The sequence below is a fragment of the Pantoea sp. GbtcB22 genome, assembly GCF_019091025.1.
Taxonomy (GTDB): domain Bacteria; phylum Pseudomonadota; class Gammaproteobacteria; order Enterobacterales; family Enterobacteriaceae; genus Pantoea; species Pantoea leporis.
On sequence record NZ_JAGXKB010000006.1, the window covers coordinates 138,744 to 152,247 of the forward strand.

The window sequence follows — 13,504 nt, forward strand, 5'->3', positions numbered from 1 at the left end:
CAATAAGGTGATATCGATCACAAAAATGCGCTGTAAGAAAGCAACGATGCCGAAAAATTAAGCAAAACAAGGCGATGAATGTGACTTAAGTCACCTTTTAAAGTGGGCGCTTTGTTGTGTAAGTGTGATCAATGTCACAAACTATTTTTGGTCGAAAATGCGCCAGATCACAATATGCTGCAGCAGATAAGTGAGCTGTAAGGAAGTGACGAAATTCTGAAAAGGGATAACAGACTTTCAGGGTCGCCATTGATGGCGACCACTAAAATAGTTCGGCTGTTACAACCCGCCTTGCACCGCATTTTGCGCTTGCGTCAGCGCTTGCGCGTTGCTGGAGAGATTGCTCATCAGCGTGTTGTATTGCGTTACCTGATCCTGGGTTGGGAACTGTACGCCGCCATCGTTGAAGGTTACGCGCGTGCCTTGCGATTGCAGATAGTCGCCGGTTTGCACGGCTGCCTGGCTCAGCGCCTGCAGCTGTGGCAGCAGCGGAATCAGCGTGCTCGCTGGCTGCGTCACGACTTTGACGTAGGCCGCGTCATACACTTTCTTCAGATCATCCGGCTGCTTCAGGGTGGCTTTGCTGCTGTCCGCCTGCATTTTGGCGCTCTGAATCTGCTGGGTCAGCACGCTCAGATTGCCGCTGGCCTGGCGCAGGCTATCGCGACGCGTGAGGTAATCCTGCGGTACACGAATCGCTGCTAACTCATCAACCACCGGGCGCATACCTTGCTCAATCGCCTGATTGGTCTGCTGCGAGAAGCCATAAAGGATGGCGTAGTCGCTGGCGTAGTTGCCGAAGGTTTGCTTTTGGTTTTCACTCAGGCTTGGCAGATGTTCGCCGCTGCGCATCACCGTGTTCTGAAGGAAGTCACTGAACGCTTTACGCTGATCGCCCTCTTTGTCACCGCAGGCTGTGAGTTGCAGCACCACTAACGCGCTGACCATCAGCATGCCGGTACGCATCCAGATGCGAGAAATTCCTGACGCCATGATGAACTCCTGTTATGGCTAATTCGATTCGATGGGAATGGTCCTAAAGGATAGTGCAATGGCCTGACGGGTACAACGGGCGGCGTTTGCCTGGTGCGCATAAATGCGCACCCGGTAAGGAAATGGCGAAATTCCAGGGTCACCCATTATGATGACCGTTTTAACACGTTAAATCAAAACACCAGCGCCTGCCCATCCTTACGGCTTTCAGTGGCGGCGATATAGAAGCCTTGCGGATCGCGCACAATCGCCTGCGCACCGCCGAAGTTATAGCCGAGCAAAGGATCTTCCAGCGTGATCTGGTGCCCCATCTCGCGCAGCTTCGCCAGCACGTTACGGTCGATGCCGGGTTCAACCACCACCGCACGTCCTTGCTCAACGCGCCAGCGCGGTGCATCAATCGCTGCCTGCGGGTTTTGCTTATGCTGCATGATGCGCAGCGCCATCTGCAAATGACCTTGCGCCTGCATCGGGCCGCCCATCACGCCAAACGACATCAGCGGCTGGCCGTCACCGTCGAGGGCAAACGCCGGAATGATGGTGTGGAACGGACGTTTGCCGCCGGCGACCACATTGGGATGCTGCGGATCGAGTGAGAAACCGCAGCCACGATTTTGCAGGCTAATGCCGGTGCCCGGCACCACTACGCCAGAACCGAAGCCCATGTAGTTTGACTGTATAAAGGAAACCATCATGCCGCTGGCATCAGCGGTAGAAAGATAAACCGTGCCGCTCTGCTGCGGGGAGCCAAAGGTAAAATCTCCGGCCCGATCGGGATTAATCAACTGCGCGCGCTGTTTTAAATACTCATCACTGAGAAGCAATTCTGCCGGGAACTCGAGGTGATCGTAATCGCTGACATAGCGATCCAGATCGGCCAGCGCCAGCTTCATCGCTTCAATCGACAGATGCAGCCACGGCACCGAATCCGGTTCATAGCGGCCGATATCCCACTGTTCGAGAATGCCCAGCGCAATCAGGGTGGCGATGCCCTGACCGTTCGGCGGCAGTTCCTGCACCGATCCGCCCGCAAACGGACGCGATAACAATTCTACCCAGTCGGCGCGATGATTTTTCAGATCATCAAGGCTCAGCGCCGCACCATGCTGCTCAGCAAACGCCACTATCTTTTCAGCCAGCTCGCCACGATAGAAGGTTTCACCGCGCGTTTCGGCGATTTTTTGCAGCGTTTCGGCTTGCGCCGGATTACGGAACAGCTCGCCGGCACGCGGCGGTCGTCCATCAGGCGCAAAGCACTCGACAAAACCAGGCTGATCTTTCAGCTTGTGGTAGGCGCGCTGCCATAGATGACCAATCAGCGGTGAAACCGGGAAACCATCGCGTGCGTATTCAATGGCCGGTTGCGCTAGCGTGGTGAGTGGTAGCGTGCCAAAGCGTTCGGCCAGCTCCACCCACGCCGAAACCGCGCCCGGCACGGTGACCGCTTCCCAGCCAATTTCCGGCATGGCATCGCGCCCGGCAAAGCGTTCCGGGTTCCATGCGGCGGGCGAGCGGCCCGAGGCATTCAAACCGTGCAGCTGTTTGCCATCCCAGATAATCGCAAAGGCGTCACTGCCGAGTCCGTTGCCGCTAGGCTCCAGCACGGTCAACGCCATTGCACTGGCAATCGCCGCATCTACCGCATTGCCGCCCTGTTGCAACATACGTATCCCGGCCTGCGCCGCCAGCGGCTGCGAAGTGGCAACCGCGTTGCGTCCCATCATCGGTACGCGGTGTGAGGCATAGCTAACGTTAAAATCCAGTTCACTCATGATCGTTCCTTAGTGTGAGGCATCACGTGGGTCGAGCGCGTCGCGCAAACCGTCGCCCAGCAGGTTGAAGCCCTGCACAGTGAGAAAAATAGCCAGGCCGGGAAAATCGACATCCACGGCGCCTGTTCGAGAAAGCCTTTGGCGGTATTCAGCATCGCACCCCATGAAGGCGAGGGCGGTTGCTGGCCGAGGCCAAGGAATGAGAGGCTGGCTTCGGTAATGATCGCCGAAGCAATCGCCAGCGTGGCCTGCACCAGAATTGGCGACAGCACATTGGGCAGCACGTAACGCAGGATGATCCAGCGATCGGGCAGGCCAATCGCTCGCGCGCCGTCAATGTACTCTTCGTGGCGAATGGCGATCACCTGGCCGCGCGTCAAGCGCGCGAAAATCGGCATCGCAGATAAACCGATGGCAATCATTGCATTTGATAAGCTCGGGCCGAGAAACGCTCCCAGCGCGATTGCCAGAATCAGAAACGGGCATGCCAGCAGCGCTTCGATAAAGCGCGAAATAATGCCGTCGCACCAGCCTTGCCAGTAACCGGCAATCAACCCAAGCGGCACACCAATCAGAATGGCGATCAGCACCGAAATGCAGCCCGCCAGCAGCGAAGTACGCGCGCCCCACACCAGGCGAGACAAAATATCGCGCCCCAGCTCATCGGTGCCAAACCAGTGCAGCACCGTAGGTGCTTTACGCACCGCAAGGAAATTGGCTTTGATGGGATCAAACGGTGCCAGCCACGGTGCCAGCAGCGCCACGGCGACAAACAGCAGCACAATCACCGCACCAATCAGCGCACTTTTATTACGCAGAAACTTTTTCAGCACCCGACGATTCGGCTTTGCCACTGCAGGCAGTGCGCCAGCGGTTAATACCTCGCTCATGGTCAGCCTCGCATTTTCGGGTTAATGATCATATAGAGCACATCGGCCAGCAGATTGAGCAGCAAGAAGCCAATCGCCACTACCAGCACCACGCCTTGCACCACGGCGTAATCACGGTTGAATACCGCATCGACAATCATCTTGCCAAAGCCGGGCAGCGTGAAGACCTGCTCGGTCAGCACCGCGCCACCCAGCAACTCGCCAAACAGCAGCGTGGTGAGAGTAACTATCGGCATCAGCGCATTACGTAACGCATGCTTGAGCACCACTTTCTTTGCCAGCAGCCCTTTGGCGCGTGCGGTGCGAATGTAATCCGCTTTCAGCACGGCGATCATTGAAGCGCGAGTGTGGCGCATTAACGTGGCGGCCAGTCCGGTGCCAAGCACCAGCGCCGGCAGCAGCAGCGTTTTCAGGTTCTGCGCCACATCTTCGCTAACCGGCACAAAACCCGATGCCGGCAGCCATTGCAGGTGTACTGAGAACAGCAGAATCAGCAGAATACCGAGCCAGAAGTGAGGCACTGAAATCCCGGAAAGCGCGACAAAGTTGGTGGTGTGATCGACCCAACTGTCTTTGCGCACTGCGGCGATGATGCCCATGCTGATGCCAATCACCAGCGCGATAATCATCGCCAGCAATGACAATTCCAGCGTGACCGGCAATTTGCTGGCGATCAGCGCCGTCACCGGCTCTTTGGTGCGCAGCGACATGCCCAAATCGCCGGTTAGCGCATTACCCATCCAGGCGAAATATTGCGCGGGAATCGGATCGTCCAGATGATATTCTGCCCGCAGCTGGGCGATAACCGCCGGATCGCGCTCTTCGCCCGCCATCGCCAGCACCGGATCGCCCGGCAGCAGCTTTTGCAGTGCGAACACCATAATGCTCACCAGCAGCAGCGTCGGAATGGCCAGCAATAGCCGTTTTACAATCAGTTCCAGCATCCTCGCTCCTTAGCGGTTTACTGCGCCAGACTTACGCCAGCCAAACGTACCAATCCGTCCGGCCAGGCTTTGAAGCCTTGCAGTTTTTTCGACATGCCAAAAATGCGTGGCTCAAAGTAGAGGTAAGCAATCGGCATATCGCTTTGCAGTTGGTTCACCACCTGGGTGTAGAGCGCCTGACGCTGTGCCTGGTCGTTGGTGAGACGCGCGGCATTCAGCCACTCATCGACCTGCGCATTGCTGTAGCGTCCGTCATTGAGCGTGCCTTTGCTGTTAATAAACGAATAGATGCTGCCGTCCGGATCCGGACGACCAGACCAACCCGACAGGCTAAGCTGATAATCCCCACGCTGCTGGCGATCCAACAGGGTGGCGAACTCACTCATTTGCAGATTGAGGTTGAAACCGGCTTCACCGACCATCGCCTGAATCACCTGGCCCACCTGCTGCGCGGTCGGGTTATTGCTGACCAGCAGCGTCAGATTCAGCGGTGTGGTAACACCCGCAGCCTTCAGCAGTGCTTTGGCTTTCTCAACATCGCGCGGTGCGATCGGTGTTTTGACGTGATACGCGCTGACCGGTGAAAACGCCTGATTGGCTGGCGTATACAAGCCTTCAAACGCCACCTGATTCAGCGCATCACGGTCAATCGCCAGTGAGAACGCTTCACGCACCCGCGCATCTTTCAGCGGACTATTAGCATCGACTTTGCCGTTGTTGATATTGAAAGTGATGCCCTGATAACCAAGACCTGTGACTTTTGCCAGCGCCAGTTTGCTATCGGCTTCAACGGTTTTCACATCGCTGGCGGCCACGCCTTCGGTGAGATCCAAATCGCCGGCACGCAGGTTTGCGAGGCGCACGGAAGCATCCGGGATCGGCAGGAAAATCACCTTATCGAAGTGATAGGCGCCTTTATTCCAGTAATTGTCATAGCGCTTCAGCACGATGCGATCCTGCTGAACACGGCTGTCGAACTGATACGGGCCGGAGCAGACCGGATGAGCGGCGAAATCGGGCTTTTTCGCCGCTTCCGGTGCCAGCATGGCTCCGGCGCGGTCGGTCAGCTGGCTCAGCAGCGCCGCATCCGGGTTTTTCAGGTGGAACTTCACCTGCATCGGGCCGCTCACTTCCACGCTTTCAATCGAGGAGATTTCACTTTTACGCAGCGAACCCGGCAGCGTTTGCGCACGTTCGATATTGAATTTCACCGCTTGCGCATCAAATTTTTCGCCATCGTGGAAGGTCACGCCGCTGCGCAGATTCATGGTCAGCGTTTTGCCGTCCTCGCTCCACGCCCAATCGGTCGCGAGACCCGGTACCACTTTGAGGTTTTGGTCAACATCGACCAAACGATCGCACATGGCCGCAAACACAAAACGGCCGTAATAGGTGCGCGCCAGATGCGGATCGAGCATGTCGGGATCGGCGCCCAGGCCGATGCGAATCACGCTGTCAGCCTGGCTGTGGGCGCTAGCCCCGAGCAGTAACAGACCGCTGAGGGCGGTTAATAACGTATGACGAGCTTGCTTCACGGTGTATCTCCAGAGGTTAGGCTTGCTGATTCACCGCCTGCTCAAACAGGGCGCGGCGACGTAAAAAAGCGGCGGAAGGTGGCGCAAGGGTGATGACGCTGCGATCGCGATTAATCTCCTGCCAGCGGTGACAGGCAATTTGACGGCCGCCGCTCAGCACCTGATTAATCGGTTCAAACTGGCGACATTCCGCTGTGGCATAGGGACAACGGGTATGAAAACGGCAGCCGCTAGGTGGATCTGCTGGGTTGGGCAAATCACCCTGCAGCATTGGGATGGTGCGACTGACGCCCGGCTGCATTTGTGGCGCGGAGGCAATCAACGCTTGCGTATAAGGATGGAGCGGCGCATCAAAAATCTCATCGACGCTGGCCAGTTCGACAATCTGACCGAGATACATCACCGCCACGCGATCGCTCATATGCCGGATTACCGCCAAACCGTGCGCCACGATCACCATCGTCAGGCCAAACTGCTGTTTCAGGCTCTCAAGCAGATTCACCACCTGCGCCTGCACGGACACATCCAGCGCTGAAACCGGCTCATCGCCGAGCAGTAATTTCGGCTGTGAGGCCAGCGCGCGGGCAATACCAATGCGCTGGCGCTGACCGCCTGAAAACTCGTGCGGGTAACGTTCGGCCCAGGCCGCAGGCAGGCCAACGGTGCGCAGCAGTTCGGCGACGCGCGCGTGGCGCTGATCGCGGCTCATCTTTTCATGCAGCCACAAAGGTTCGCCAACAATCTGCTGCACCGTCATGCGCGGATTGAGCGAGGCAAACGGATCCTGAAAGATAATCTGCAATTCGCGACGCAGCTGATTGAGTCGCGCGCCGCTGGCATCGGTGATGCTTTCGCCCTGATAGAACACGTCGCCGGCGCTGGCGGCCAATAAACGCAGCAGCAAACGTCCCAGCGTCGATTTACCGGAACCGGATTCGCCGACAATCGCCAGCGTTTCGCCCGGCATCACCTTTAGCGCAACGCGATCGACCGCCGTCACGCCGCGATTGCGTGAAAACAGCCGGTTGCCCGTGGAGAAGGTTTTGCTTAAATCGCGGCACTCTAAAATCGGCTTCATGCACTTTCTCCCAGCGTGACGTGTTGCTCTAACGGAGCGCGGAAACAGGCCACATGATGATCGTTCGCCAGTGCGCGCAACGCCGGACGATGCTGGTGGCAGCGTATTTCGGCGAAGGGGCAACGCGTGGCAAAGCGGCAGCCAGCCGGCATATTTTCCGGCAACGGCACCTGGCCGGGAATGGTAGCTAACGCCCCTTCACGCGCGCTCAGGCTGGGAATTGAGCCCATCAGGCCAATGGTGTACGGATGCTGCGGATCGTTGAAAATACGCTCCACGCTGCCGCTCTCCACCACCTGACCGGCATACATCACCGCCACGCGCTGCGCCACTTCGGCTACCACGCCGAGGTCATGCGTGATCATCAATACTGCGGTGCCAGTGTCCTGTTTTAGGGTGTTTAACAGCGCCAGAATTTGCGCCTGAATGGTGACATCGAGCGCGGTAGTGGGTTCATCGGCAATCAACAGTTTTGGCTGGTTGATCAGCGCCATGGCAATCATCACGCGCTGGCGCATGCCGCCGGAAAGCTGATGCGGATAGGCTTTCAGCCGCTGTTCCGCTGCTGGAATTTGCACTTTTTGCAGAATCGCCAGCGCCGCGTCCATTGCCTGGCGCTTACTCACTTTGCGATGGCGCATCACCGCTTCGCTCAGCTGATCGCCAAGCGTGAAGGCTGGATTAAGCGAGGTCATCGGTTCCTGAAAAATCATCGCCAATTGGTTGCCACGCAGGCTGGCGTATTCACTGCTGCTGAGTTGGCGCAGATCGCGGCCATCAAACAGCATGTCGCCCTGCAAGATTTGCGCACTGTCAGGCTGCAAACCCATTAACGTGAGTGAGGTGATGCTTTTGCCGCAGCCCGATTCACCGACCAGCGCCAGCGTTTCTCCCGCCTGTAGCTCCAGAGAAATATCATCCAGTACCGTGACCGGCGAACCACGAAACTGCACGCGCAGATTGCGTAGCGATAAAACGGGATGTGCGGTCATGGCGCTTCCTCCTGACGGGAATAGAGCGTTTCCATCAGCGCCTGTTGCAGCGCAAGCAGATGCTCACGCATCGCCGCTGCCGCTTCATGGGGCTGGCGCTGGGCGATGTGCATCACCAGCCGCTGATGATGGGTGTCATAGTTATCCAGGCGCGCCGGGGTGCGTGCCTGCACCCGCAAATGCTGCCAGCCGGGATCGCGGCGTACCGCATCGACGGCATCAAACAGCCCGAGCATCAGGCGATTGCCCGCCGCTTCGGCGATGGCGCGATGGAAGGCGCTGTCCCACAGTTCATGCTGATCGCCATCTTCAGGCGGCGTGATGGCGTGCATGCGCTCCAGCAGGCGTTTCATTAAGGCGATTTGTTCTTTGGTGGCGCGCAGGGCGGCAAGACGTGCCAGCCCCGGCTCCAGCTGCAAACGCGCTTCCATCACTTCAAGCAGATTCGATTGCTGCGGCAGATCCTGTAGCACCAGCGGCTGCACTGGCGCGGAGGGCCCAACAAAGGTGCCTTTGCCCTGTTTACGCCAGATGCGGCCCTCTTCTTCCAGCACATCTAATGCCCGGCGAATTTCACGGCGACCGATGCCAAACCGCTCGGCTAACTCACGTTCGGTGGGCAGCGCGCGATCGGGCGTGTGCTCCTGCTGCTGAATCAGCTGGCGCAGTTGCTCAAGTGCGGTGCTGGAGTTGCGGCTGGTTTCTGGCGTGTCATTCATGATTGGTTCGCCTGTTTATGCATCAGAAAAAGATCGGTAATCGCCGCGTATCCAGCACTTTTGCTGATGAAAGGCGAATTCGGCAGCTTTCTTAGCGTAGGCAAGAAGTGAACCAATATTTAATTGGTTCGGATTGGCGTGTCATCAATGTGTGATAACCACATGATCGCAAAGTAAAAGTTTTTTCAGTGCCGGTTGAGAATTGCGATAAGCGTCAACGTCCTCACCGGCATGCTGCTTCACGGTGGTGCGCGCGCGCTGCTTATCTGTGCAATGCCAGCAGTGCGGCGACGCGCGGTGAGTTAATAACCGATGGTTTTCAGCGGGATATAACCTTGGCATCTATTTTGTATGTGTTAACGCAGATGCAGGAGCGATAGCGGGCAACCGAGGTCGCCAGACAATTTGCAATGGGTCACTAGGGTTCCGGTCGAAAGATGCTGGTCCGAGAGTGACCGACCGTCCTCTGACGGTTACACGGCGGGAAAAAAGCCCGGGAGGAAAGCGAGAACGTTGCTCGCCGCCTCCTGCTTTTTTTCGTCCGTTAACGCCAGAGGAACCATCATGATCAAAGCCTGCCTTCGCCTGCTGTTGCTTTGCACCATCACGCTGTTCAGCGTCAACACGCTGGCCGCCGACAAACCCTCCTTTAAGATTTGCTGGTCGATCTACGCGGGCTGGATGCCGTGGGATTACGCGCAGCAGAGCGGCATCGTCAAAAAATGGGCTGACAAATACGGCATCGATATCCAGTTTGTGCAGGTTAACGACTATATTGAGTCGGTGAATCAATACACCGCCGGGGGTTTTGCTGGTTGCACCATGACCAACATGGATGCGCTGACCATTCCGGCCACCGGCGGCGTGGATAGCACGGCGCTGATCGTCGGCGATTACTCCAACGGTAACGACGGCATTCTGCTAAAAGGCGCGGGCAACCTCTCAGCGCTGAAAGGCAAGCCGATAAATCTGGTCGAACTCTCGGTTTCGCATTACCTGCTGGCGCGGGCGCTGGAGAAATCCGGCATGAGCGAGAAAGACGTCAAAGTGGTGAACACCGCCGATGCCGATTTGGTGGCGGCGTTCGGCACCGCCGACGTCAACGCTATCGTTACCTGGAATCCGCTGCTCGCCGAAGCGGAGAAGCAGCCGAACAGCCATCTGATTTTCTCTTCCGCGCAAATTCCGGGCGAAATCCTCGATCTGCTGGTGGTCAACAGCGCCACGCTGCAGAAGTATCCGCAGCTCGGCAAAGCGCTGACCGGCGCATGGTATGAAACGTTGAAAACCATGTCCGGCCCAACCGACAGCGCTAAAGCGGCACGTACACAAATGGCGCAGGCTTCCGGCACCGATCTGGCGGGCTTTGACCAGCAGCTGGCCGCCACGCATCTGTTTAGCGATGCCAAAACCACCCTCGATTTCGTCCAAAGCCCACAGCTCAAAGCCACCATGCAGATGGTCGCCGAGTTCTCTTTTAAGCACGGTTTGCTGGGCGAGGGCGCGCCGAGCGCCGATGTGGTTGGCGTGGCAACGCCTGCGGGCAATTGGGGCGATGCGGGTAACCTCAAACTGCGCTTCACCGATGAGTACACCAAAATGGCCGCCGCCGGGCAGCTGTAAGCGAGGCGATGCCGATGCGTAAGTTGATCAACTACCAACCGCTGCCGCTGGGGCGCTTGCTGCTGGGCATTCTGCCGCTGCTGGCGCTGCTGCTGGTGTATCTGTTCGCGTCGGATGCGCGTCTCAGTCTGAATGCGGCAGACAAGCTGTTGCCGGGCTTTAACGCCATGGGCGACGCCATCAGCCGCATGGCATTTCAGCCCAGCCCGCGCACTGGCGAATATCTGTTGTGGAGCGATACCGCCGCCAGTCTGCTGCGTTTGCTGTGTGGTGTGGCGATCAGCGCGCTATTGGCGCTGGCGCTGGGTCTGTTCACCGGCGCGCTGCCGGTGGTGCGGGCGGTGCTGGCGCCGCTGGTGACGCTGTTTGCGTTGGTGCCGCCGCTGGCGATTCTGCCGATTCTGTTTATCTGTTTTGGTCTCGGCGAAGTATCGAAAGTGGTGCTGATTGTCATCGGCATTACGCCGCTGATTGCCCGCGATTTGCAGCTGCAGGTGCAGAAGATCCCGCGCGAGCAGCTGGTAAAAGCGCAGACGCTCGGCGCGCACAGCGCACAGATTTTATGGCGCGTGATCCTGCCGCAGCTGATGCCGCGCCTGTTGGTTGCGGTACGGCTGTCGCTGGCGTCGGCGTGGCTATTTCTGATTGCCGCTGAAGCCATCGCCGCCACGGAAGGCCTGGGTTATCGCATCTTCCTGATGCGGCGTTATCTGGCAATGGATGTGATTCTGCCCTACGTGGCGTGGATCGCGCTGCTGGCCTTCCTGCTCGACCTGTTGCTGCGGCTGGTTAGCCGTCGCTGCTGGCCGTGGTATCACGCGAAATAAGGGGCGAGCGATGCCGTTACTGCAACTGAAAAACCTTGAGAAACATTACGGCCAGCAAGTGGTGCTGGAGCGCCTCAACATCGAGGTTGAAGAGGGCGAGTTTGTGGCGATTGTCGGTGCGTCCGGCTGCGGCAAAACCACCTTCCTGAATATGCTGCTCGGCACTGAAGCGCCCAGCAAAGGCCAGCTGTTGCTGGATGGCGAACCTATCCCCGACGAACCGGATGCGCATCGCGGCGTGGTGTTTCAGCGTTATTCCGTGTTTCCGCATCTGACGGTGCTGGGCAACGTGATGCTGGGCGACGAGTTCAGCAGTGCGCGTTGGCTGGGCCGCGTGTGGGGAAAGAAGCGTCAGACGATTCGCCAGCGCGCGCAGGCCATGCTGGCGCAGGTCGGGCTTGAACGGGCACAGAATAAATATCCGCATCAGCTGTCGGGCGGCATGCAGCAGCGTCTGGCGCTGGCGCAGGCGTTGATGAAGCAGCCGCGCATTTTGCTGCTCGATGAACCCTTCGGCGCACTCGATCCCGGCATCCGTAGCGAGATGCACCAGCTGATCACCCGTTTGTGGCAGCAGCATAACCTGACCATTTTCATGATCACCCACGATTTGAAAGAGGGATTTAGCCTTGCATCGCGTCTGCTGGTGTTCGACAAGCTGCGCCACGATCCGCACGCGCCTGAAGCCTGGGGCGCGACCATCACTTACGATCTGCCGCTGGATCGCGCACAGCCATCCGAACCGCAGGTCGCCTAAAGGAGAAAACCATGAAGCCTTACCAAACCTTGTTGCCGAGCGGCGCACACTGGTCGCTGGTGATGCGCAGCGGCAGCGCGCTGACCCTCACCGATGTCGAAGGTGGCGCCAACGTCGGCCTGCTGTTTTACAACCCGGAAAACCTGCTGGAGCGCTATAACGCGCCCGACACCCTGAAGTGCCAGCACACTTTCCGCCTCACCGCCGGTCATTGTCTCTATTCAGATATGGGACGTATTTTCTGCGGCATCGAACACGACAGCTTCGGCTGGCACGAAAGCGTGTGCGGCACGCTGAATGCCGTACAAACTGCCGCGCGTTTTGGTGCCAGCACCTATCAGCAGGCGCGCAATCTGCGCCATCAAAATGGCTACGACAGTTTTCTCGTCGAGCTGGCCAAATATGGGCTCGGCCGGCGCGATATGGCGTCCTGCCTCAACCTGTTTGCGCAGGTGCGCGCCGACGACAGTGGCACTTTGCAGCTGGAACGTCAGGGCGCGGCGGGTGCCAGCGTGCGTTTACGTTTCGCGATGGACACGCTGGTGCTGCTGCACACTTGCCCGCATCCGCTCAGCGCATCGCAGGATTATCCGCGCCACCCGGTGCAGATCGAACTGGATGCGCAACACGCGCCGCTGCCGGCGATGTGTCTCGAGCGCGACGAGAATCAGCGCGGTCTGCGCAATAACGCGCTGTATCAACTGCAAGGAGAAATGTGATGATCATTGAAAGTCAGCGCAATCCAGCCGAAGCGCGCTTCCAGCAGCAAATTGATGCCGGTGATTACTGGCTGCAGCGCATCGAGGCGGGCCAAACGCTACGCATCACCGATCTTGAAGGCAATCAAGCCGCAGATACGCTGTTTTTCAATGCTGATGACACCGCCGAACGCTACAGCATGAGCGACACGCTGCGCGGGCAGAACAATGTGTTTCTGACGGCCGGCAGCGTGCTGCGCTCGAACTTTGATCGCCCGATGCTGACCATCACTGCCGATACCTGCGGCCGTCACGACACGCTCGGCGGCGCTTGTTCGTGCGAAAGCAACACGGTGCGCTATGACCTGGAGAAGCGCCATATGCATTCGTGCCGCGATAGCTGGATGCTGGCGGTGGCGGAACAGCCGGAGTTTGGCCTGACGCGCCGCGACATCACCCACAACATCAACTTTTTCATGAACGTGCCGGTGACACAGGATGGCGGATTGACCTTTGCCGACGGCATTTCTGCGCCGGGCAAATATGTCGAGATGCTGGCGCACATCAACGTGCTGGTGCTGATCTCCAACTGCCCGCAGCTCAATAATCCCTGCAACGGTTACAACCCAACGCCGATTTTAGTCAGCGTGTGGTGATTTTCTGACGCAACGGGACG

12 protein-coding genes, 1 pseudogene and 1 riboswitch are annotated in these 13,504 nt (G+C 58.1%); of the genes and pseudogenes, 5 read left to right on the forward strand and 8 right to left on the reverse strand.

The annotated features are described in order from the left end of the window. Positions 1–279: 279 nt before the first annotated feature. From KVT28_RS18370 to KVT28_RS18405, 8 genes and pseudogenes are all read right to left on the reverse strand, one after another. Complete coding sequence (locus KVT28_RS18370; RefSeq protein ID WP_101763822.1) at positions 280–993, reverse strand: DUF3053 domain-containing protein; 714 nt, start codon at positions 991–993, stop codon at positions 280–282. Positions 994–1,166: 173 nt separating this feature from the next. Next, positions 1,167–2,765, reverse strand: coding sequence for a gamma-glutamyltransferase family protein (locus tag KVT28_RS18375; RefSeq protein ID WP_192236853.1), 1,599 nt, complete (start codon positions 2,763–2,765; stop codon positions 1,167–1,169). A gap of 9 nt (positions 2,766–2,774) precedes the next feature. Further along, positions 2,775–3,655: pseudogene (locus tag KVT28_RS18380) on the reverse strand (ABC transporter permease). Between the two features lie 2 nt (positions 3,656–3,657). Then, complete coding sequence (locus KVT28_RS18385) at positions 3,658–4,599, reverse strand: ABC transporter permease (protein WP_137384873.1); 942 nt, start codon at positions 4,597–4,599, stop codon at positions 3,658–3,660. Between the two features lie 17 nt (positions 4,600–4,616). Then, entirely contained in the window at positions 4,617–6,134 is a 1,518-nt protein-coding gene (locus KVT28_RS18390) for an ABC transporter substrate-binding protein (protein ID WP_192236854.1), read from the reverse strand. A 16-nt stretch (positions 6,135–6,150) separates the two neighbouring features. Beyond that, positions 6,151–7,212: an ABC transporter ATP-binding protein gene (locus KVT28_RS18395; RefSeq protein ID WP_217549591.1), complete on the reverse strand. Its 1,062-nt coding sequence runs from the start codon at positions 7,210–7,212 to the stop codon at positions 6,151–6,153. After that, the gene (locus KVT28_RS18400) at positions 7,209–8,204 is read right to left on the reverse strand and encodes an ABC transporter ATP-binding protein (RefSeq protein WP_217549593.1); all 996 of its coding nucleotides are present in this window, start codon (positions 8,202–8,204) and stop codon (positions 7,209–7,211) included. The genes KVT28_RS18395 and KVT28_RS18400 overlap by 4 nt, the downstream gene beginning before the upstream one ends. Further along, on the reverse strand, positions 8,201–8,923 hold the full coding sequence (locus tag KVT28_RS18405; RefSeq protein ID WP_192236857.1) for a FadR/GntR family transcriptional regulator: 723 nt from the start codon (positions 8,921–8,923) through the stop codon (positions 8,201–8,203). The genes KVT28_RS18400 and KVT28_RS18405 overlap by 4 nt, the downstream gene beginning before the upstream one ends. Before the next feature lie 407 nt (positions 8,924–9,330). After that, a riboswitch (guanidine-I (ykkC/yxkD leader) is annotated at positions 9,331–9,425 on the forward strand. A 62-nt stretch (positions 9,426–9,487) separates the two neighbouring features. Here KVT28_RS18405 and KVT28_RS18410 point away from each other — a divergent pair. Genes KVT28_RS18410 through KVT28_RS18430 form a run of 5 tightly spaced genes read left to right on the forward strand, consistent with a single transcriptional unit; the run spans position 9,488 to position 13,484 of the window. After that, a complete protein-coding gene (locus KVT28_RS18410; RefSeq protein ID WP_061719325.1) occupies positions 9,488–10,546 on the forward strand; it encodes a putative urea ABC transporter substrate-binding protein in 1,059 nt (352 codons plus the stop codon). Between the two features lie 14 nt (positions 10,547–10,560). Beyond that, positions 10,561–11,373, forward strand: a complete 813-nt coding sequence (locus KVT28_RS18415) for an ABC transporter permease (RefSeq protein WP_217549595.1) — start codon at positions 10,561–10,563, stop codon at positions 11,371–11,373. A gap of 10 nt (positions 11,374–11,383) precedes the next feature. Further along, positions 11,384–12,130 carry an ABC transporter ATP-binding protein gene (locus KVT28_RS18420; protein ID WP_217549597.1) on the forward strand — a complete coding sequence of 249 codons (747 nt, stop codon included), beginning with the start codon at positions 11,384–11,386 and terminating at the stop codon, positions 12,128–12,130. A gap of 11 nt (positions 12,131–12,141) precedes the next feature. Further along, the gene (locus tag KVT28_RS18425; protein WP_217549599.1) at positions 12,142–12,849 is read left to right on the forward strand and encodes an urea amidolyase associated protein UAAP1; all 708 of its coding nucleotides are present in this window, start codon (positions 12,142–12,144) and stop codon (positions 12,847–12,849) included. Continuing rightward, the gene (locus KVT28_RS18430) at positions 12,849–13,484 is read left to right on the forward strand and encodes an urea amidolyase associated protein UAAP2 (protein ID WP_101763810.1); all 636 of its coding nucleotides are present in this window, start codon (positions 12,849–12,851) and stop codon (positions 13,482–13,484) included. Before KVT28_RS18425 ends, KVT28_RS18430 begins: the two co-directional genes overlap by 1 nt. Positions 13,485–13,504 lie beyond the last annotated feature (20 nt).